20 protein-coding genes are annotated in these 18,688 nt (G+C 71.4%); 4 read left to right on the top strand and 16 right to left on the bottom strand.

Annotated elements, in window-relative coordinates; all coding sequences use genetic code 11:
* Positions 1-8: 8 nt before the first annotated feature.
* Positions 9-167 carry a hypothetical protein gene (locus tag EKG83_RS46725; protein WP_170191818.1) on the bottom strand — a complete coding sequence of 53 codons (159 nt, stop codon included), beginning with the start codon at positions 165-167 and terminating at the stop codon, positions 9-11.
* 142 nt (positions 168-309) lie between these two features.
* On the opposite strand from EKG83_RS46725, the gene EKG83_RS04365 reads away from it, so the two are divergent.
* Positions 310-723, top strand: coding sequence for an NUDIX hydrolase (locus tag EKG83_RS04365; protein WP_407690758.1), 414 nt, complete (start codon positions 310-312; stop codon positions 721-723).
* Positions 724-737: 14 nt separating this feature from the next.
* On the opposite strand, the gene EKG83_RS04360 is transcribed toward EKG83_RS04365, so the two are convergent.
* Together EKG83_RS04360 and EKG83_RS04355 are read right to left on the bottom strand one after the other, a co-directional pair.
* Positions 738-1,823, bottom strand: coding sequence for a DUF2332 domain-containing protein (locus EKG83_RS04360; RefSeq protein WP_033430388.1), 1,086 nt, complete (start codon positions 1,821-1,823; stop codon positions 738-740).
* Positions 1,824-1,895: 72 nt separating this feature from the next.
* Entirely contained in the window at positions 1,896-2,402 is a 507-nt protein-coding gene (locus EKG83_RS04355; protein WP_033430389.1) for a MaoC family dehydratase, read from the bottom strand.
* Between the two features lie 299 nt (positions 2,403-2,701).
* On the opposite strand from EKG83_RS04355, the gene corA reads away from it, so the two are divergent.
* Entirely contained in the window at positions 2,702-3,778 is a 1,077-nt protein-coding gene (corA, locus tag EKG83_RS04350; RefSeq protein WP_033430390.1) for a magnesium/cobalt transporter CorA, read from the top strand.
* Between the two features lie 150 nt (positions 3,779-3,928).
* On the opposite strand, the gene EKG83_RS04345 is transcribed toward corA, so the two are convergent.
* The 13 genes from EKG83_RS04345 to EKG83_RS04285 all read right to left on the bottom strand — a co-directional run bounded on the left by EKG83_RS04345 (position 3,929) and on the right by EKG83_RS04285 (position 17,372).
* Positions 3,929-5,014, bottom strand: a complete 1,086-nt coding sequence (locus EKG83_RS04345; protein ID WP_033430391.1) for a DUF2332 domain-containing protein — start codon at positions 5,012-5,014, stop codon at positions 3,929-3,931.
* Positions 5,015-5,277: 263 nt separating this feature from the next.
* A complete protein-coding gene (locus tag EKG83_RS04340; protein ID WP_228122498.1) occupies positions 5,278-6,294 on the bottom strand; it encodes a hypothetical protein in 1,017 nt (338 codons plus the stop codon).
* Between the two features lie 33 nt (positions 6,295-6,327).
* Positions 6,328-7,215, bottom strand: coding sequence for an SDR family NAD(P)-dependent oxidoreductase (locus EKG83_RS04335; protein WP_033430392.1), 888 nt, complete (start codon positions 7,213-7,215; stop codon positions 6,328-6,330).
* A gap of 252 nt (positions 7,216-7,467) precedes the next feature.
* Entirely contained in the window at positions 7,468-8,661 is a 1,194-nt protein-coding gene (locus tag EKG83_RS04330; protein WP_033430393.1) for an ABC transporter ATP-binding protein, read from the bottom strand.
* 6 nt (positions 8,662-8,667) lie between these two features.
* Positions 8,668-9,513 carry a carbohydrate ABC transporter permease gene (locus EKG83_RS04325; RefSeq protein WP_033430394.1) on the bottom strand — a complete coding sequence of 282 codons (846 nt, stop codon included), beginning with the start codon at positions 9,511-9,513 and terminating at the stop codon, positions 8,668-8,670.
* Positions 9,513-10,460 (bottom strand): carbohydrate ABC transporter permease, encoded by a 948-nt coding sequence (locus EKG83_RS04320; protein ID WP_033430395.1) that lies wholly within the window; start codon positions 10,458-10,460, stop codon positions 9,513-9,515. Before EKG83_RS04320 ends, EKG83_RS04325 begins: the two co-directional genes overlap by 1 nt.
* Positions 10,457-11,710 (bottom strand): ABC transporter substrate-binding protein, encoded by a 1,254-nt coding sequence (locus tag EKG83_RS04315; RefSeq protein WP_033430396.1) that lies wholly within the window; start codon positions 11,708-11,710, stop codon positions 10,457-10,459. The genes EKG83_RS04320 and EKG83_RS04315 overlap by 4 nt, the downstream gene beginning before the upstream one ends.
* A gap of 179 nt (positions 11,711-11,889) precedes the next feature.
* Positions 11,890-12,381 (bottom strand): general stress protein, encoded by a 492-nt coding sequence (locus tag EKG83_RS04310; protein ID WP_051765482.1) that lies wholly within the window; start codon positions 12,379-12,381, stop codon positions 11,890-11,892.
* Between the two features lie 437 nt (positions 12,382-12,818).
* The gene (locus EKG83_RS04305; RefSeq protein WP_033430397.1) at positions 12,819-14,015 is read right to left on the bottom strand and encodes an acyl-CoA dehydrogenase family protein; all 1,197 of its coding nucleotides are present in this window, start codon (positions 14,013-14,015) and stop codon (positions 12,819-12,821) included.
* Between the two features lie 326 nt (positions 14,016-14,341).
* Positions 14,342-14,506 (bottom strand): hypothetical protein, encoded by a 165-nt coding sequence (locus EKG83_RS04300; RefSeq protein ID WP_153277871.1) that lies wholly within the window; start codon positions 14,504-14,506, stop codon positions 14,342-14,344.
* Between the two features lie 99 nt (positions 14,507-14,605).
* Positions 14,606-15,268: a DUF4276 family protein gene (locus tag EKG83_RS04295; RefSeq protein ID WP_033430398.1), complete on the bottom strand. Its 663-nt coding sequence runs from the start codon at positions 15,266-15,268 to the stop codon at positions 14,606-14,608.
* Positions 15,265-16,368, bottom strand: a complete 1,104-nt coding sequence (locus EKG83_RS04290) for an AAA family ATPase (protein ID WP_033430399.1) — start codon at positions 16,366-16,368, stop codon at positions 15,265-15,267. Before EKG83_RS04290 ends, EKG83_RS04295 begins: the two co-directional genes overlap by 4 nt.
* Positions 16,369-16,412: 44 nt before the next feature.
* Positions 16,413-17,372, bottom strand: a complete 960-nt coding sequence (locus tag EKG83_RS04285) for an HpcH/HpaI aldolase/citrate lyase family protein (RefSeq protein WP_033430400.1) — start codon at positions 17,370-17,372, stop codon at positions 16,413-16,415.
* Positions 17,373-17,487: 115 nt separating this feature from the next.
* Here EKG83_RS04285 and EKG83_RS04280 point away from each other — a divergent pair, with 115 nt between their 5' ends.
* Together EKG83_RS04280 and EKG83_RS04275 are read left to right on the top strand one after the other, a co-directional pair.
* Positions 17,488-17,823 carry a hypothetical protein gene (locus EKG83_RS04280; protein WP_228122496.1) on the top strand — a complete coding sequence of 112 codons (336 nt, stop codon included), beginning with the start codon at positions 17,488-17,490 and terminating at the stop codon, positions 17,821-17,823.
* Positions 17,820-18,662, top strand: a complete 843-nt coding sequence (locus tag EKG83_RS04275) for an aminoglycoside phosphotransferase family protein (protein WP_033430401.1) — start codon at positions 17,820-17,822, stop codon at positions 18,660-18,662. Before EKG83_RS04280 ends, EKG83_RS04275 begins: the two co-directional genes overlap by 4 nt.
* Positions 18,663-18,688 lie beyond the last annotated feature (26 nt).

Raw genomic sequence — 18,688 nt, 5'->3', positions numbered from 1 at the left:
CGGGCGACTCAGAACAATTGTTTCACGAAGGTGATGAGCGCCTCAGCGGCTTCCCGGAGGGTGCCCAGGATGTTCTGCACCAGCTGAGCCGCTTGGTTGGGCTCGGCGATGAGGAAGAACAGGACCAAGCCGACCCCGGCGAAAGTGAGAATCTTCTTCAGATTCACGGTGATCAACCCCGTTCGCTACCGCACCCGTTTGGCGCCAGTGAAAACCGTTGTACCGCACTCGGCGGCGCCTCGGGAGATTTGTACCGCACTTGGGTCAGCCTGCTGCACCGCCAAGCCAGCGTAACTACGCTTAGTCACCGTGACGGCCAAAAGTGCGCCCCTGATCCGCTGTGTCGGGGGCATCGTGCATGACACGAACGGGCGACTGCTGCTTGTGCGTCGCCGCAATCCCCCAGGTGAGGGACTATGGTCACTCCCCGGCGGACGGGTCGAACCAGGTGAATCCGACGAGACCGCACTTATGCGGGAACTTCGCGAGGAGACGGGACTCTCCGTAACCGTCGGCGCCCTGGTCGGCACGGTCACGCGGCCCGCGCCGAGCGGCCTCTACGAGATCCACGACTACGCCTGCCAGGTGCGATCGGGGACGCTCCGGGCCGGCGACGACGCCTCCGACGCCCGCTGGGCCGACGCTGCGATCTTGGCCACACTCCCACTCACCGGGATGCTGCGCGAGACCCTGGAGGAGTGGGGGCAGCTGCCGCGCGGGTGATCGACTTCGCCCGATCAGGGGAGCCACACCAGCCGCTGGCCGTGCAGGGCGGTGCGCGCCAGCGCCCGCGCCCGGCGCAACGCGCCGTCGGCGAAGTGGGCGAGCCCCAGTACGCCGAACGCGGGCTCGTCCGGGCCCGGCAGCAGGTCGTCCCGCCCCGGCAGGACGTGGGCGAGGCCCTCGGCGTAGCCCTCGTGGCTCACCCACCACACCGGCCGGCCTAGCCCCGCCAGCGCCCGGGTGAACTCCTCGCCCGACAGGTACGCCAGGGTGCTGCTGGTGATCACCACCAGCGGCAGGGGTTCGGGAACCCGCGCGGCGGCCCGGCCGAGGTCGGCCACGGCGTCGCCGGTGACGAACTCCGGCGGCGACTTGCGCTGCGCGGCCGCGGCGGCGCCGAACAGCCGCAGCCGCTCCGGCTGGTCGGCCCACACGCACGCCTCCAACCACGCGTACGTGTCCTCGTCGGTCAGGTCGGCGGGCGCCCGGTCCAGGCCGACGCGCGCCTCCACCCTGACCGACTTGGGGATCTTCGGCAGCTCCGCGCCGGGCGCGAGCTCCAGCGCGCAGTGCAGCCCGACGGACGCCTTCGCCGGCCCCGCCGCCAGCTGGCCGGCCTGCTGGGTCTGGTAGCGGTAGCCGTACCGGTCGAGGTTGAGCAGCAGGCCGGCCGAGCAGCCGACCTCCAGCAGCCCCACCGGGCCCTTGACCTGCGCCAGGGCCGGGTAGAGCAGGGCCGCGCGGCGCACCTCGTTGGTCTGCGTGGTGCGCCGCGAGACCAGGTCCCGCACCTTGTCCGCGCGCTCCAGCACGAACTCGCGGAACAGCGGCCAGGTGCGCTCGTCCGGGCCGCACGAGCCGCCCAGCGAGGGGTAGTAGTCGGACAGCCGGTGGAACGGCTCGGCCTGCACCAGCCGGTGCGCCGCCGCCAGCAGCAGGGTCGGGTGCGCGAACCGCTCCGGCGCGGCGGTCAGCAGGCCGGCGACCTCGTCGTCCCCGGCGGCGCGCGAGGCGAGGTGCTCGTAGAGCGGGGAGACGCCGTGCGCCTCCCGTTGCGCGAACGAAGCCAGGCGCTGCCGCACGAGGTCCAACGAGGTCACGTCGCTCCTAACGTCGCACTGCCCGTCCGGCCGCCCTGCCCGCCCGACCACCGGTCCCCGGCCCGCCGGTCCTCAGCCCGCGGCGGGCTCGGGCCTGCCCGGCTGCTCGCCGCCGCGCGCCTCGCCGTAGGACCGCTTGGGCACCATCACCTTGCGGCGGAAGACGCAGACGACCGTTCCATCCTGTTTGTACCCGCGCGTCTCGACGTAGACCACGCCCCGGTCGTCCTTCGACTTCGACGGGGTCTTGTCCAGCACCTCGGTCTCACCGTAGATGGTGTCGCCGTGGAAGGTCGGCTTGACGTGCCTGAGCGACTCGACCTCCAGGTTGGCGATGGCCTTGCCCGAGACGTCGGGCACGGACATGCCCAGCAGCAGCGAGTAGACGTAGTTGCCCACCACCACGTTCTTGCCGAAGTCGGTGGTCTCCGCCGCGTAGTGCGCGTCCATGTGCAGCGGGTGGTGGTTCATGGTCAGCAGGCAGAACAGGTGGTCGTCGTACTCGGTGACCGTCTTGCCGGGCCAGTGCTTGTAGACCGCGCCGACCTCGAACTCCTCGTAGTAACGCCCGAACTGCACTACCGCCTCCGTTGGCTGTCGTGGTGTGTGCGGCCCGTGTGATCGAGGACCACGCCGACCGGGACGACAGTGTGAGCACCGGAGGAGTACCCTCGGCAACCGGTCTGTGAGCGACTCCACCGCCACGGCCGACCGACCCGAGGAGGTGAGGACTACCGATGGGTAATGACCCCCACCCTGCGAGTACCTCGCGCGTCCTCACCGTGGAGCCCGCTCCCGCCGGCTAGGCCGGCCGCACCGGTCGGGGACGTGCCGTCGTCGTTCGCTCGATGTCGACGCCCGCTCCCCGGAGGTGCCCCGTGCCCAGCCTGCCCTCGCTCGGCGGCCTGAGAGGCCGCTCGCCCGACCGTCCCGCCGTGCCCGTCCCCGTGCCCCTGTCGGCCTACGTCGTCGACTGCGGCGTGTACGTCGACGGTGCGCGCCTGCCCGGCCGCTGGTCGCACTCGGCCGCGGTCGAGGAGGTGCGCGGGCGCGGCGAGGGGTTCGTCTGGATCGGCCTGCACGAGCCGGACGCCGAGCAGATCGAGGGCGTCGCGGAGACCTTCGGCCTGCACGAGCTGGCCGTGGAGGACGCCGTGCACGCCCACCAGCGGCCGAAGCTGGAGCGCTACGACGACACGCTGTTCATGGTGCTCAAGACGGTCCGCTACATCCAGAACTCCTCCCCCGACACGGCCAACGAGATCGTCGAGAGCGGCGAGATCATGGTGTTCCTGGGCCGGGACTTCGTGGTGACGGTCCGGCACGGCAACCACTCCGGGCTGGCCGCGGTGCGCCACGAGCTGGAGGCCGAGCCGGAGCGGATGAAGGTCGGCCCGGCCGCGGTGCTGTACTCGATCGCCGACCACGTGGTGGACACCTACCTCGACGTGACCGACCACATCGAGCAGGACATCGACCAGATGGAGGCGCTGGTCTTCCAGCCGCGCAGCCGGGTCAGCGCCGACCAGATCTACCTGATGAAGCGCGAGGTGCTGGAGCTGCGCCGCGCGGTGATGCCGCTGGCCGTGCCGCTGCGCAGGCTGGCCGAGGGCTACACGCCGATGATCCCGGAGCAGGTGCGCTCCTACTTCCGCGACGTCGACGACCACCTCACGCAGGTCTCCGAGCGCGTGTCGAACTTCGACGAGCTGCTCACCACGCTGGTCAACGCCGTGCTGGCGAAGATCACGCTCCAGCAGAACATGGACATGCGCAAGCTCGCCTCGTGGGTGGCGATCATCTCCGTGCCGACCATGGTGGTCGGCGTGTACGGCATGAACTTCGACCACATGCCGGAGCTGCACTGGAAGTACGGCTACCCCATGGTGATCTCGGTGATCCTCGTGGTGTGCCTGACGCTGTACCGAATATTCCGTCGCAACGAGTGGCTGTAGACCCCCTCCCCTTCTCCTGCGACGGGAACCTCGGACATGACCAGGATGCTCACCAACCTCCGCTTCTGGGCGCTCACCCTCCTGCTGGGCTGGCTCGCCACCGTGACGCTGCTCATCGCCACCGGCGCCTGACCGTCCACATCGGACCGCTCAGGTCCAGGGCCGCGGGTCCCAGGTGAACGGGATGCCGTGCCCGGCACCGGAACCCAGGCGCAGCGACACGCCCGCGGGCCACAGCTTGAGCAGCAGCTGGAACTGGTACGGGTCGGCGCCGTGCGTGCGCCTGGGCTCGTAGACCAGCAGCGCCAGCGGCGCCATCGGCGTGGCCCGGCCGGCCGCGTCGGCCAGCACCGCCCGGCCCATCGCGCGGTCGGCCGGTGAGGTGTACTGCCACACCACCGAGTGCCACACGACGGTCAGCACGTCCCGCTCGGGGCGGGCCAGCTGCTCGGCCAGCCACTCCGGCCCGGCCGCCCGCCGCACCGGCACCGGGTCGAGCTGGGCCAGGTCCAGCGCGGCCCGCAGGCGCTCGAAGCGGTGCACCTGGTCGGCCCACACGAACGACTGGAGGTGCAGCCTGCCGTCCTCGGTGGTGACGTCCACCGGGTCGAGGTCGCAGCCCGCGCGCCGCACCAGGCGCAGGTTGTGGTCCAGGTCGGCCGGCGGGCGTCCGGTCCAGCGCGGGTCGAGGGCGAACGCGCTGCCCGGGTCGCCCAGCTTCACCCCGTCGACGAGGTAGGCGATGCGGTGCGGCCGCAGGTTCAGCCCGCCCGACGCGCCGACCTCCAGCAGCCGGACCGGGAAGCGGGTGCGCCTGCCCGCGGCGACCGCGGCCAGGTGCGTCGCGGTCTGCAGGCCGCCGAACAGCGGCGCGCTGCGGCCCGGCTCGTTGGTCTGCACGACCGTCGAGGCGATCGCGGCGCGCAGCTCGTCGGCGTGCTCGTGCAGCACGGGCAGCACGTCGTCCCAGAGGGTGCGCAGGTCCGGTTCGCCGCCCGCGGTCGGGTAGTGCGCGGCCAGCGCCGGTGCCCGGCCCTCCAGCACGAGCCGGTGCAGGGCGCCCGCGAACCGCAGGCCGGGCACGGTGCCCTGGCGGTCGCACTCGGCGCCCGCCATCACCCGCGCGGTGACGCCGCCGCGCGCCAGGTCCCCGGCCGCCGCCACGAGCAGGGCGTGCGTGAGCGGGCTGTGGCCCTGGCAGGAGCGGGCCGCGTCGAGGAACAGCTCGGCGAGCACCCCTGTGACGCTAGCCCGGTTCCCCTTGTGCGGCAGGGGGAGCGCTCGGCTTTTCACCCTTTCACCGCGAGGTGTCACCCAGCGCCGTCGCGCCTGGTCCCGCGAGGCGCCCAGCGCCGTCGTGCCTGGTCCCGCGAGCCGCTCGGGGGTGGTCGGCCGGAGTCGTCGTCGACCGCGCTCGACAGGCCGTGCGGGTTCGCGCCGGGCGACCACGACGCCGCCCCGGCGGGGCGCGGCCGGTGGACCGGGGCGGCGGACCCCGGTCAGCGCTGCTCCTCCAGGCGCGGCAGCGGGCGTGCCTGGTCCATCACGCGGTCGGTGTAGCTGTCGAGCAGGCGGGTGGCCAACTGCTGGCCGTAGCCGAGCAGGACCGCCCACACCAGCAGCGCCGCCTGCGAGGCCACCGCGATCAGCCCGGTGGTCACCCCCGCCCCCAGCGCGAGCACCCCCACCACGGCCAGGGCCGAGCCCAGCAGCACCTTGATCATGGCCTGGTAGCCGACCATCACGTAGGGCGACAGGCTCGGCCGCCGCCTCAGCAGCAGCACCACCGCCGACAGCACCGCGCCGAACGCGCCCAGGACCTGGATCAGCCACACGTCCGCGCCGGTCGGGCCCCGGCCCGACGGGCACACCGTGGGCAGCTTCTCCGAGCCCACGCACATCGGGATCATGCCCGGCTCGGCGAAGCCGACCGCGCCCAGCAGGGTGTTGACCGCGAACAGCACCACGGACGTGGCGATGAGCTTGTTGCGCAGCGCCCGCGACCCGGCGTGGGCGAAGTCGGAGGCGTCGAACGCGGCCCGCAGCGCGTCGACGACGATCTCCCGCTCCACCGGCAGCGGGAACTCGCCGGGGCGCAGCTCCTCCAGGGCCCGGCGGCGCGGGTCGTCCTCGTCCAGGTTCTCCGCGACGCGGGCCTTGAGGCCGGGCAGCCTGCCCAGGAAGCCGCTGCCCGCGGCGACGACCGCGATCTCCGCCTCGTGCAGGGACCGCCAGGCGCGCTCGATGTGCCAGCCGGACCACCACGACGCCACCACGCGCCACCGCGACTCGCCGCGGGTGATCATGTCCTCGACCACGGCGGCCTGCTGCTCGGCCGCCTCGCGCCAGCGCTGCCCCTCCTGGTCCAGCGGGTCGGGCGGGCCCAGCGCGGCGAGGTCGGCGCGCACGCGGTCCAGCCGCGACTGGACCACCAGCCGCCAGTCCGTGATGCGGGGCTTGCGCGCGACCACGTCCCCCATGGGACAGCGGAACGCGGCGGTTCCGCGATCAGCCATCGGGGTGATCGCGGAACCGGGTGGGGCGGCGGGTCAGGCCGTGCGGCCGGGCTCGACCAGCTCGCGCAGCCGCGGCGGCATGCGCTTCTCCAGGCCGAACGGCTCCAGGTGCGCCTGGAGCACCCCCTCGAACGCCCGCTGGACCGAGGTGGTGTCCCAGGTGTCGCTCTCCAGGATCGGCTGCTTGAAGTACGGGTGGCCCACGAGGTGGAGCTGGCGGCCGTTGCAGCGGACGACCTGCCCGGTGATGCCCCGCGCCGCGTCGCTGAGCAGGAACAGCACCAGCGGCGCGACCTTGCCCGGCGTGCGGTCGGCCGGGATGGCGCGCAGGGAGCGCTCGGACTTCCACACCATGCGGGTGTGCGCGACCGGGCACACGGCGTTGACCCGGATGCCCTCACCCTCCAGGTCGAGCGCCCACGACGAGCTGAGCGAGGCGACCGCGCCCTTGGTGGCGGAGTAGGTGCCCAGTTTGCGCTGCCCGAAGAACGCGCCGGAGGAGATGTTCACGATGGAGCCGCCGCCCTGCTCCCGCATCGCGCGCATCGCGGCCATACCGGTGAATATGACCCCTAGAACATTCACCTCGACGATGCGCCGGATCGAATCCGGGTCGTCCTCCCACGGCAGCGTCTCGTAATTCAGCCCCGCGTTGTTCACGAGCCCGTCCACCCGGCCGAACTCGGCCTGGCACATCCCCACGACCTTCTCGGCCGCGTCCGGGTCGGCCACGTCGTGGCCGCTGGCCACGGCCCGCGCACCGTGCTCCCGGATCCGCTCCGCCACCTGGTCGGCCAGGTCGGCGTCGATGTCGTTGACCACGACGGACGCGCCGGCCTGGGCCGCGTGCATCGCGTACGCCTCGCCGAGTCCTCGCCCGGCACCGGTGATCACCACTGCTTTGCCGTCAAGAATCCCCATCTCGCGCTCTTCTCTGTGCTCGGCGGACTCCCCTGCCCCGACTTATTCCGGCCGGAGTCGTCCCCGCCTTCGACCAGGGTTGGGCACCGGCCGAAGCGACAGCGCGGACCAAGCGGCGAGATGCGGGTTTGCTGCGCTGAATGGCCTATGGAGTTCGTCCCGGCCGATGGTCCCGGCCGATCAGTAACTCCCCGTGACGCAATGCGACAGGGCCGCCCCGAACGGGGGGCGGCCCTGTCGGCGGGACCGGTTTCAGCCGGTGTAGGTGAGGTTCCGCCCGTTCCCCGGGTCGAACAGCTGGACCTTGTCCGCGTCGAACCAGATCTCGGCCTGCTCACCCTCCGTCGCGGTGGACGCGGCGGACAGGCGGGTCACCAGGGGCACGCCGCCGGACGCGCCGGTGCCGGGCACCTCGGCCGTGCCCGCGTCGGCGGCCAGCTCGGCCAGCTCGGCCGACGCCGCCTGGTCCCCCGAGAGGCTGAAGTAGGCGAACTTGTCCGAGCCCATCGACTCCAGCACCTCGACCTGGCTGGTGAACACCGCGCCGGACGAGCGGACGTGGTCCTCGACCAGCCGGGCGTCCTCGAAGTGCTCGGGGCGCAGGCCCACGATCACCTCGCGGGGCGCGTCGGCGCCCTCCAGCAGCCTGCGCACCCGGTCGGTGAGCGGCACGTCGCCCAGCGGCGACCGCAGCACCCCGTTCTCCAGCCCCGCCGGCACGAAGTTCATCGCGGGCGAGCCGATGAAGCCCGCCACGAACAGGTTGGCCGGGTGCTCGTAGAGGAACTGCGGCGCCCCGACCTGCTGCACCAGGCCGCCGCGCATCACCACGACCCGGTCGCCCAGCGTCATCGCCTCGGTCTGGTCGTGCGTGACGTACACCGTGGTGGTGCCCAGCTGCCGCTGGAGCCGCGACACCGAGGTGCGCATCTGCACGCGCAGCTTGGCGTCCAGGTTGGACAGCGGCTCGTCCATCAGGAACGCCTTGGGGCTGCGCACGATCGCCCGGCCCATGGCCACGCGCTGGCGCTGGCCGCCGGACAGGTTCGACGGCTTGCGGTCCAGGTGGGCGGTCAGGTCCAGGATCTCCGCCGCCTCCTTGACCTTCTTGTCCACGGTGGCGTCGTCGACCTTGGCCAGCCGCAGCGGGAAGGCCATGTTCTCCTTCACCGTCATGTGCGGGTACAGCGCGTAGGACTGGAACACCATGGCGATGTCGCGGTCCTTGGGCGCCCGCTCGTTGACCCGCTCGCCGCCGATGCGCAGCTCGCCGGACGTGATGTCCTCCAGGCCCGCGATCATGTTCAGGGTCGTGGACTTCCCGCAGCCGGACGGGCCGACCAGGATGACGAACTCGCCGTCGGCGATCTCCAGGTCCACGTCCCGCACGGCCACGGCGCCGTCGGGGTACTGCTTGGTCACCTTGTCCAGGACGATCTCGGCCACAACGACTCACCCCTTGACGGCGCCGGAGGTCAACCCGGCGACGATCCGACGCTGGAAGAACAACACGAACAGGACGATCGGGATGGTGATGACCACCGCGGCGGCGGCCACCGACCCGGTCGGGTCCTCGAACTGCGAGCTGCCGGTGAAGAACGACAGCGCCACCGGCACCGTGCGCGACGACTCGGTCGAGGTCAGCGAGATCGCGAACAGGAAGTCGTTCCAGCAGAAGATGAACACCAGGATGGCCGTGGTGAACACGCCCGGCGCGGCCAGCGGCGCGATGACCCGCCGGAACGCCTGGGCGGGCGTCGCCCCGTCCATCTTCGCCGCCTTCTCCAGCTCCCAGGGGATCTCCCGGAAGAACGCCGACAGCGTGTAGATCGCCAGCGGCAGGGCGAAGGTGATGTAGGGCAGGATCAGGCCGGGCCAGGTGTCGAACAGGCCGAGCGAGCGCTCGATCTGGAACAGCGGCGAGACCAGCGAGATCTGCGGGAACATCGCCACCAGCAGCGACACGCCCACCAGCACCCGCTTGCCCGGGAAGTCCAGGCGCGCGATCGCGTAGGCGGCCATCGTGCCGAACACGACCGCGATCGCGGTGGCGATGAGCGCGATGCCGATGGAGTTCACCAGCGCCCGCACGAACTCCGTGGTGGAGAAGATGGCCGCGTAGTTGTCCAGCGTCCACTCGCGCGGGATGAAGTTGCCGTCGTTCAGGGTCGCCTTGCTCTTGAACGACAGCGACACGATCCACAGCACCGGGATCAGCGCGTAGGCCACCACCAGGACGTTGAGGACCGCCCACCTGGCCTTGCGCGCCGAGGTCTCGGCTCCGCCGATGCCCGCCATCAGCGCCTCCCCCCGCTGTCGCTGCCCGGCGCGGCGGTGCCGAACAGCTTGATGAAGACGAACGCGATGACCGCCACCACGATGAAGATCAGCACCGACATGGTCGAGCCGATGCCCAGGTTCAGGCCCTTGATCAGGTTGTTGTAGGTCAGCATCGACACCGACGAGGTCCCCTGCGAGCCCGCGGTGAGCACGAACAGGTTGTCGAAGATGCGGAACGCGTCGAGCGTGCGGAACAGCAGCGCGACCAGGATCGCGGGCTTCATCACCGGCACGATGATCCTGGTGAACCGCTGCCAGGCGCTCGCGCCGTCCATCGCGGCGGCCTTGAGCAGGTCGTCGGGCACCAGCGCCAGGCCCGCCATGAGCAGCAGCGCCATGAACGGCGTGGTCTTCCACACCTCGGCCAGGATCACCACCATGACCGCGGGGACCTTCTCGGTCAGCACCGGGTCGCCGCCCGCGATCGTCTCGGCCAGGTAGCCGGTGTCCGGGGTCCAGGCGTAGCGCCAGGAGAACGCGGCCACCACCGTGACGATGCCGTACGGGATGAGCGAGGCGGTGCGCACGATGCCGCGGCCCACCAGCGTGCGGTGCATGACCAGGGCCAGCGCCATGCCCAGCACCAGCTCGATCGCCACGGAGACGACGGTGATCAGCACCGTGATCCACATGGCGTTCCACCAGTACGCGTTGGACAGCACGGTGACGTAGTTGTCGAGGCCGACGAACTGCGTGCGGTCCGGGAACTTCAGGTCGTAGCGCTGCAGCGACAGCCACAGCGAGTAGATGATCGGCCAGCCGGCGACGGCGGCCATGATGACGATCGCGGGCGCGCACAGCAGCAGGCCCAGCCGGCGCTCGGCCTTCTTGCCCTCGCTGAGCGCGGCCTTCGCCTTGGGCGACGGGCGGGTCTCGGCGGTCCCGGTGTCGACGGCCTGGCTCACGGCAGCACCCCCTTGGAGTCGAGCGCGTCCTGCAGCTCGGTGCGCATGCGGTCGGCCGTGGCCCGCGGGTCGATGCTCGCGGGCGGCGACAGGATGGTGGACAGCACCGTCGAGACGTTCTGGTACGCGGGGGTGACCGGCCGCGTGCTCGCGTTCTTCAGCGTTTCCAGGATGGCTTCCCTCATCGGGTACGGCTCGGCCATCTCCGGGTCCCGGTAGACGGACTCGATGGTCGGCGGCACGCCGTCGTTGATGGCCGCGTACTTCTGGTTCTCGGCGTTGCGCAGGCACAGCACGGCGTCGAAGGACTCGTCGGGGTGCTCGCTGAACGCGCTGACCGCGTAGTTGACGCCGCCGACGGTCGCCGTGGACTCGCCGCCCTCGACCGCCGGGTACGGCGCCCACCTGAGGTTCTTGGCGAACTCGGGCTTGGCCTGCGCGGCGGCGTAGACGTACGGCCAGTTGATCATGAAGGCGGCCTGGCCGGCCTCCATGGCCAGCCGCGCGTTGTCCTCGGCGGCGTTGGAGAACGACGGGTCGACCACGTCGGAGGTGGCGAAGGTCTTGAGCACCTCCAGCGCCTTGACCGCGCCGTCGTCGACCACGGCCTTGGTGCCGTCCTCGCCGACGATGGTCCCGCCCGCGGACTCGACCAGCGAGTTGAACAGCACGACCAGGCCCTCGTACTGCTTGCCGGTCGCCTCGACCAGGCCGGGCTTGCCCTCCCGGATGAGCCGGCCGCCGGTCTCGATCATCTCGGCCCACGTCTTCGGCGGGGTCTGCACCAGGTCGCCCCGGTACCAGAGGAGCTGGACGTTGGTGTTGTCCGGCGCGCCGTACAGCTTGCCCTGGTAGCGGGCCGTGTCCAGCGGCGGCCCCAGGGTGCCGTCCTCGACCCGGTCCTTGACCTGCCCGGTGAACTCCCGGATCCAGCCGGCCTCGGCCAGCTCCGCGGTCCAGGTGACGTCCAGGCCCAGCACGTCCATGCCCGTGTCGCCGGCGGCGAGCCTGCGGACCATCTGCTCGCGCTGGCCGTCCGCCTCGCGCGGCAGCTTGTGGTAGACGATCTCGTAGCCGTCGGCGGCCGCGTTGCAGTTGTCGACGATCTTCTGGAAGTTCTCCTGCGGGTACTTGTAGACGTTGATGGTGATCCCGCCGTCACCCGAACCGCACCCCGCCAGCACGGACGTCGCGACCAGCGCGGCGGATCCGGCGGCGGCCAACCGATGACGTTTCCGCGTGCCCCTCATCGGTCCTGCCTCCTTCCCGACAACGGAGGAGCCAGACCGCAGCGCCCGGCACCTCGTCGTGCCCCCAACCGACCGGCCAAGGGGGCCGACCGGTGGGACGAAACCTAGGCCCGGTGATCAGGTGCCGCAACCACCCGGGCCCGAACGGCCTCTACCCGACGGGTGCCGGCGGCAAACTTTCACTCGCGCCCGGTGTCGGAGGGGCGCATGGCCAGGCGGGCGAGCAGGTCGCGGCCGCGCTCGGCGGAGCGGGGCTGGCACAGCACGTCGTAGCGGCCCGCGACCAGTTGGCTGGCGCTCTGGAAGTCGCGCTTGCCGCGGGCGGAGCCGTAGCCGACGGCGGCGAAGATCAGGCCGAAGGCGACACCCACGACCAGGCCCGCCACGATCGGGCCGAGGCTCGCGCCGGGGGTGGTGTTGAACAGGCTGAGCAGCACGCCGACGAACAGGCCGAACCAGGCGCCGGAGGCGGCGCCGGTGCCCAGCACGCGGCCCCAGGTGAGGCGGCCGGTGACCCGTTCCACGAGCATCAGGTCGACCCCGACGATGGTGACCTCCTGGACGGGGAAGTCGCCGTCGGCCAGGAAGTCGACCGCCCGCTGCGCCTCCTCGTAGGTGCTGTAGGACCCGATGGGCCAGCCCGTGGGCGGGGTCGGCAGGCGCGGCGGCATGCCGGGTCGGTTCTGGCCGGAGAAGGAACTCGTCACGGGGACCACCTCTTCGCGGTGCTGATCACCCCATCCTGCCAACACCGGGTGAAGGGCGCGAAACGGGTAAGCGCGAAACTAACGCGAACGTGACCCTCGTACCCCGTCCGGCCCACCCCCCGTTCCCCTCCGACCCCGAAGCTTCGGCCTCCCCGCTCCCACCCGGGCGTGTCACACCCCACCCGCGCGTGTCCTCCACTGCGACACCGCGTGTCGAACCTCCGGACCCGTCGTGTCGAACCTCCAGGACCCCCGAGTTCCACATTCGCGCTCCGGGCCGGGGTGCGAATGTGGAACTCGGGGGTCTTGAGCGTTCGACACGACGGTCCTGAACGTTCGACTCGCGGTGTCTGAGTGGAGGACACGCGGTGTCTGGGTGGAGGACTCGCGCGGGAGCGGGGTCAGGAGCGAGACTGGTAGTCGCGGAGGAGGCCCCGGCTGATGATGGTCTTCTGGATCTCGCTGGTGCCCTCGCCGATGAGCAGGAAGGGGGCCTCGCGCATCAGGCGCTCGATCTCGTACTCCTTGGAGTAGCCGTAGCCGCCGTGGATGCGGAACGCCTCCTGGGTCACCTCGGCGCAGTACTCCGAGGCGATGAGCTTGGCCATGCCGGCCTCGACGTCGTTGCGCTCGCCGCTGTCCTTCAGGCGCGCCGCGTTGACCATCATCAGGTGGGCGGCCTCGACCTTGGTCGCCATCTCGGCCAGCTTGAAGGCGATGGCCTGGTGCTCGGCGATGGGCTTGCCGAACGTCCTGCGCTGCTGCGCGTACTCGATGGCCAGCTCGAAGGACCGCAGCGCGATGCCGCACGCCCGCGCGGCCACGTTGACCCGGCCCACCTCGACGCCGTCCATCATCTGGCGGAACCCGTGCCCGGTCTCGCCGCCCAGCACCTGGTCGGCGCCGATGCGGAAGCCGTCGAACACCAGTTCCGTGGTGTCGACGCCCTTGTAGCCCATCTTGTCGATCTTGCCGGGGACGGTCAGGCCGGGCGCGACCTCGCCGTAGCCCTCGGGCTTGTCCACCAGGAACGTGGTCAGGTTCCGGTGCGGCTTGTCCGCGCCCTCGTCGGTGCGCACCAGCACGGCGGTCAGGTTGGACGTGCCGCCGTTGGTCAGCCACATCTTCTGGCCGTTGACCACGAAGCCGTCGCCGTCGCGGGTGGCCTTGGTGCGGATGGCCGCCACGTCGGAGCCCAGCTCGGGCTCGGACATGGAGAACGACCCGCGCACCTCGCCGGTGGCCATGCGCGGCAGGTACCGCTGCTTCTGCTCGGGCGTGCCGTGCTGCTTGAGCATGTGCGCCACGATGAAGTGGGTGTTGATCACCCCGGACACCGACATCCAGCCGCGCGCGATCTGCTCGACCACCAGGGCGTAGGTCAGCAGCGACTCGCCGAGCCCGCCGAACTCCTCGGGGATGGTGAGCCCGAACAGGCCCATCTCCTTCATGCCCTCGACGATGTCGGCGGGGTAGGTGTCGCCGTGCTCCAGCGCCTGGGCGTGCGGGATGATCTCCTTGTCCACGAAGGTGCGGACCGTCGAGAGGATCTCCTCCTGGACGTCGGTCAGCCCTGCGGTCCGTGCCAGGCGCGCCATCGCGGGTTCCCTTCGTAGCTCACGTGGGTTACCGGCGAGTATGGACCGGTTAACGCACGTTCGCGCCACAAGAGTGCTCCTCGCCACCCGCTGAACCGAAACAGCGGTCAGCCCGTCCCCCCCGCAAGCCGACCACCAGGGGGAACGACGTCCCGGCCGCCGCCCCGCCGGCAGCCGCCGAGCTGCTGCGAGCCGCCGCCGCGGGACACCGGCGGGATGGCGACCGCGGCGCTGACCACCGCGTTCCCGTTCTCCTCGGCGGCCATCGCGCTCGTGCCGCGGGTCGTGCCGGTCGCGTGGCCGCACCGCGCGGCCGGGCGGCCGCCCTAGGCGCCGGTCAGCTCCAGGGTGCCGCCGCAGTGGCGGCAGACGTCGAAGAACACGTGGACGTCCCGGCTGCACCTCGGGCAGGTCCGGAAGCTGCGCTCCAGCAGGTCGTCGGCGGGTCGGCGCCGGAACAACCGCCTCCGCTCGGCTCGATGTCGTGACACGCCCTCCACCATGCACACGGCCCCCGGCATGATCGCCAATCAGGGCCGGGATCTGTGGGGATGCTCACCACCTGTGATCAGCGGGTGGTGAGCATTTCGTCACTCTTCGAAGGAGCGGAGCCACGCATCGAGGTGCGGGCACCGCGCACGCAGTCCGCCGACGCCCAACTCCTGGATGGCCAGCGGACCGTCGGAGGTCTTGAGGTAGGTCGGGCAGTAGGCGAGCAGGCGCTTGGACGGCGCGGTGGCCGGACCGTCGTTGACCAGTTCCGGGCCACCGGCGACCGCCACGTCACGGCGCAGCAGGCTGGCCAGGTCGTCGCCGAGGAGCAGCCCCAGCTCCTCGGCGGCGGCGAAGACCCACGCCTCCACCTCGTGCAGGACCAGGTGCGGCCGGAACCGGCGGTCGCCGACCGCCTCCGCCAGCCGGCGCTCGACGTGGTCGACGCGCCGGTACGCGTCGCCGGGCGGCCGGTCGTCCATGCCCGGCGCGTCGGCCGGGAAGGCGTAGTAGTCGAACAGCGTGGTCAGGACCTCGACGCTGGAGTCGTTGAGCAGCAGTCCGACGTCCCGCTCCACCCGGGCCCAGCTCGTGACGCCGCCCTTATGCGCGGGTCCCCCGGCGGGCCGCTTGGTCTTCACCAGCGACAGGGTGGGCGTCCACCCGAGGGACCGCAGATGGGGCGCGATCACCGAGTTGACCACCACCTCCTCGGTCTGCCCCTCCACCAGGAGGTGCACCCGCCGGTACCCGCTCGTCACGCCCCGCCGCCCGGCCTTCCACCGATGATGTTCTTCTCCCACAGCTCGCCCAGCGAGTACTCCTGGAGCCACTCGGTCAGCCGCTCCCGGTCCGGGCGCGTGAAGGCCGAAGCGCCGTCGACCCGCTCCACCACGATCAGGTCGTCGATGTCGAACTGGTTCATCAAGGTGACCGACTGGGTGGCGATGAGCACCTGGCCGCGCGCCGACGCCTGACGGAGCAAACCGGCGAGCTGGACCACCGCGTAGGGGTGCAGGCCGAGTTCCGGCTCGTCGAGGACCACCAGGGCGGGCAGCCTCGGGTGGAGCAGGAGGGTCGCGAGGCACGCGAACCGGAGGGTGCCGTCGGACATCTGGTCGGCGGAGAAGACGGCGTCCGAGTCGTTCGGGCGCCAGCGCAGCCGCAACCGGTCGCCCTTCTCCGGCCGCAGCACGAAGTCGCGGAAGAAGGGGGCGACCTGGCGGATCACGCCGATGATCCGGCGGTAGGCCGCCTGGTCGGCCCTGTCCTCGCTCTCCGCAAGGGCGAGAAGAACAGCGGCGAGGTTGCCCGCGTCGCTGCGCAACGACAGGTTGTCCGCCGTGGGCACCAACTGCTTGACCGGCGCGTTCCGGCTGGTGTCGTGGAAGTGGTAGACCCGGCAGCCCCGGAGCAGGTCGACCACGGATCGCACGTGCGGGCGGAAGCGGAGGACTGCCCTGTCGTGAAGGCCCGTCTCGCGGCTACCGCGCCCGATCCTCACGATGCCGCCGGGCGCGGGCTCCTCGTGGTGGATGAACTCGTTCTCGAAGATCAACTCATCGCCGCCGGCCGGTACGAGTTGCACCTCGTAGCCGTTGAGCGGCGTGTCGACCTGGATGCGGATGCGCCGCGTCCCGGGCTCGCTGTTCAGCAGGGCCGAAGCGCCGCCGTTCAGCCCGACGAAGTAGGCCAGGTCCGACTCGACCAGTCGCCCCAGCAGCTCGAAGACCCGGATGAAGTTGCTCTTGCCCGCGCCGTTCGCGCCGATCAGCACGTTCAACCGGCCGAGCGACACGGTCGCCGACCGGATCGAGGTGTACCCCTCGACCTCGATCGACTCCAGTCCCCGGTCGGCCACGCGATCACTCTACGACCACGCGACCAGCCGGGGACCGTCGAAGCTCACTGCTCCGGCGGCGTCCACACGTCCGTGCGCGACATGCCCGCCGCGCGCCCCTTGGACGAGATGACCAGCGCCATCTTCCGCGACGCCTCGTCGATCATCTCGTCGCCGAGCATCACCGCGCCGCGCTTCCCGCCCGCCTCGGACGTGTAGTAGTCGTACGCGTCGAGGATGTTCTCGGCGTGGTCGTAGTCCTCCTGCTTGGGGCTGAACACCTCGTTGGCCGCGTCGATCTGGCCCGGGTGCAGCACCCACTTGCCGTCGAAGCCGAGCGCCGCCGAGCGGCCCGCCACCCGCTTGAACCCGTCCACGTCGCGGATCTGCAGGTACGGGCCGTCGATGGCCTGCTTGTCGTGGGCCCGCGCGGCCATCAGGATCGACATCAGGATGTGGTGGTAGGCGTCGCCCACGTCGTAGCCGGGCGGCTGCTCGCCCACGACCAGGGACTTCATGTTGATCGACGCCATGAAGTCGGCCGGGCCGAAGATGATCGTCTCCACCCGCGGCGACGCGGTGGCGATCGCGTTGACGTTGGTCAGGCCCAGGGCGTTCTCGATCTGCGCCTCGATGCCGATGCGGCCGACCTCGTAGCCCATGGTCTTCTCGATCTGGGTGAGCAGCAGGTCCAGGGCGTGCACCTGCTCCGGGGTCTGCACCTTGGGCAGCATGACGCAGTCGAGGTTGGCACCCGCGCCCTCGACGACCTCGGTGACGTCCCGGTAGGTCCACTCGGTGGTCCAGTCGTTGACCCGGACCACCCGCGCGCGGGAGCCCCAGCCGCCCTCGTTGAGGGAGGCGACGATGGTCTTGCGCGCGTCCGGCTTGGCCAGCGGCGCGCAGGCGTCCTCCAGGTCGAGGAACACCTGGTCCGCGGGCAGCGTGCGGGCCTTGTCGATCATCTTCTGGCTCGACCCGGGCACGGCCAGGCACGAACGACGGGGACGCTGCTGGTCGACCACTGTGGGGTACCTCCTCGTACCGGCCGGTAACTCCTGCTGGGCGAAGGGTGGCACGCACCGGGTGCGCCCGCTATTCCGTGAGTCCCGATTCACAGGTCCGTGGCAGGCTGAACCGGTGGAGATCGCACAGGTGCTGGACAACGCGCTGCGCAAGGCGGCCGCGGTGTGGGTGCGGCCGGCGGGGCACGCGCCCCGGCTGGTGTGGGCGCTGTGGCGCGACGGGGCGGTGCTGGTGGCCGTCGGCGGCACGGAGCAGGTCGTGCCGGGGCTGGCCGACGGGGTGGCGTGCGCGGTCACCGTGCGCTCGCCGACCACCCACTCGCACCTGGTCGACGTCCCGGCCACCGCCCGGCTGGTCGACCCGGACGACGACACGGCCGCCGCCCTGCGCGCCGCCCGCCTGAACACCCGCCCCGAGTGGGCCGACGTCTACCGGCTGGAGCCCGCGTGATCACCGTCCCGGACGACTTCGCCACCACCCTCGGCCCGGAGGCGCTGGCCTGGCGGGAGACCCTGCCCGCGCTGGCCCGCGAGTTCTGCGACCGCTGGCGGCTGACCCCCGACGGCCCCCTGCTCAACGGCTTCGTCGGGGTCGTCCTGCCGGTCCTGCGCGCCGACGGCGAACCCGTCGCGCTCAAGCTGGGCTGGCCGCACGAGGAGAACGAGCACGAGGCGCTGGCCCTCAAGACGTGGGACGGCGACGGCGTGGTCCGGCTGCTCGACCACGACGACGAGCGCGGCGCGCTGCTGCTGGAGCGCCTGGACCACACCCGCCCCCTGGAACGCGCGCCGCTCGCGGAGGCCCTGGCCGTCGCCGGCGGGCTGCTGCGCCGGCTGCGCGTCCCGGCGGGCCCCGAGTTCCGCCGCCACGTCCCGGCCGACCTGGTCGCGCGCAACGCCGAGTTGGGCGGGCCGGTGCCCGCGGCGTTCGCCGAGCGGGCCACCGAGCTGGGCCGCGACCTCGCCGCCGCGGCCGGGAACACCCTGGTCAACGAGGACCTGCACTACGACAACGTGCTGCGCGGCGAGCGCGAGCCGTGGTTGGTGATCGACCCCAAGCCGCTGGCGGGCGACCCCGAGTTCGGCCTGATCCCGTTGCTGTGGAACAGGTTCGGCGAGGACGACCTGCACGGGCGGATCGCCGCGCTGTGCGACCTGGGCGGGCTGGACCCGGACCTGGCGCGCGCCTGGACGTTCTACCGGGCGGTGGACAACTGGCTGTGGGTCGGGGAGATGCACCCGGACGACCCGGCCGCGGTGTCCGAGCACGTCGCCCGCGCGCTGTGGTAGTCCACAGTGGAACGCGGCGGGCCGGC

The organism is Saccharothrix syringae (genome assembly GCF_009498035.1).
Lineage (GTDB): Bacteria > Actinomycetota > Actinomycetes > Mycobacteriales > Pseudonocardiaceae > Actinosynnema > Actinosynnema syringae.
This window is presented reverse-complemented; position numbering and strand designations above follow the sequence as displayed.

Excerpts from the sequence above, each read along its gene's own strand:
- EKG83_RS04310 (WP_051765482.1), bottom strand. The coding sequence starts at position 12,381 with ATGCCGCCGCGCCTGCCGACCCCGCCCACGGGCTGGCCCATCGGGTCC.
- EKG83_RS04335 (WP_033430392.1), bottom strand. The coding sequence starts at position 7,215 with ATGGGGATTCTTGACGGCAAAGCAGTGGTGATCACCGGTGCCGGGCGA.
- EKG83_RS04315 (WP_033430396.1), bottom strand. The coding sequence starts at position 11,710 with ATGAGGGGCACGCGGAAACGTCATCGGTTGGCCGCCGCCGGATCCGCC.
- EKG83_RS04305 (WP_033430397.1), bottom strand. The coding sequence starts at position 14,015 with ATGGCGCGCCTGGCACGGACCGCAGGGCTGACCGACGTCCAGGAGGAG.
- EKG83_RS04325 (WP_033430394.1), bottom strand. The coding sequence starts at position 9,513 with ATGGCGGGCATCGGCGGAGCCGAGACCTCGGCGCGCAAGGCCAGGTGG.
- EKG83_RS04340 (WP_228122498.1), bottom strand. The coding sequence starts at position 6,294 with ATGGCTGATCGCGGAACCGCCGCGTTCCGCTGTCCCATGGGGGACGTG.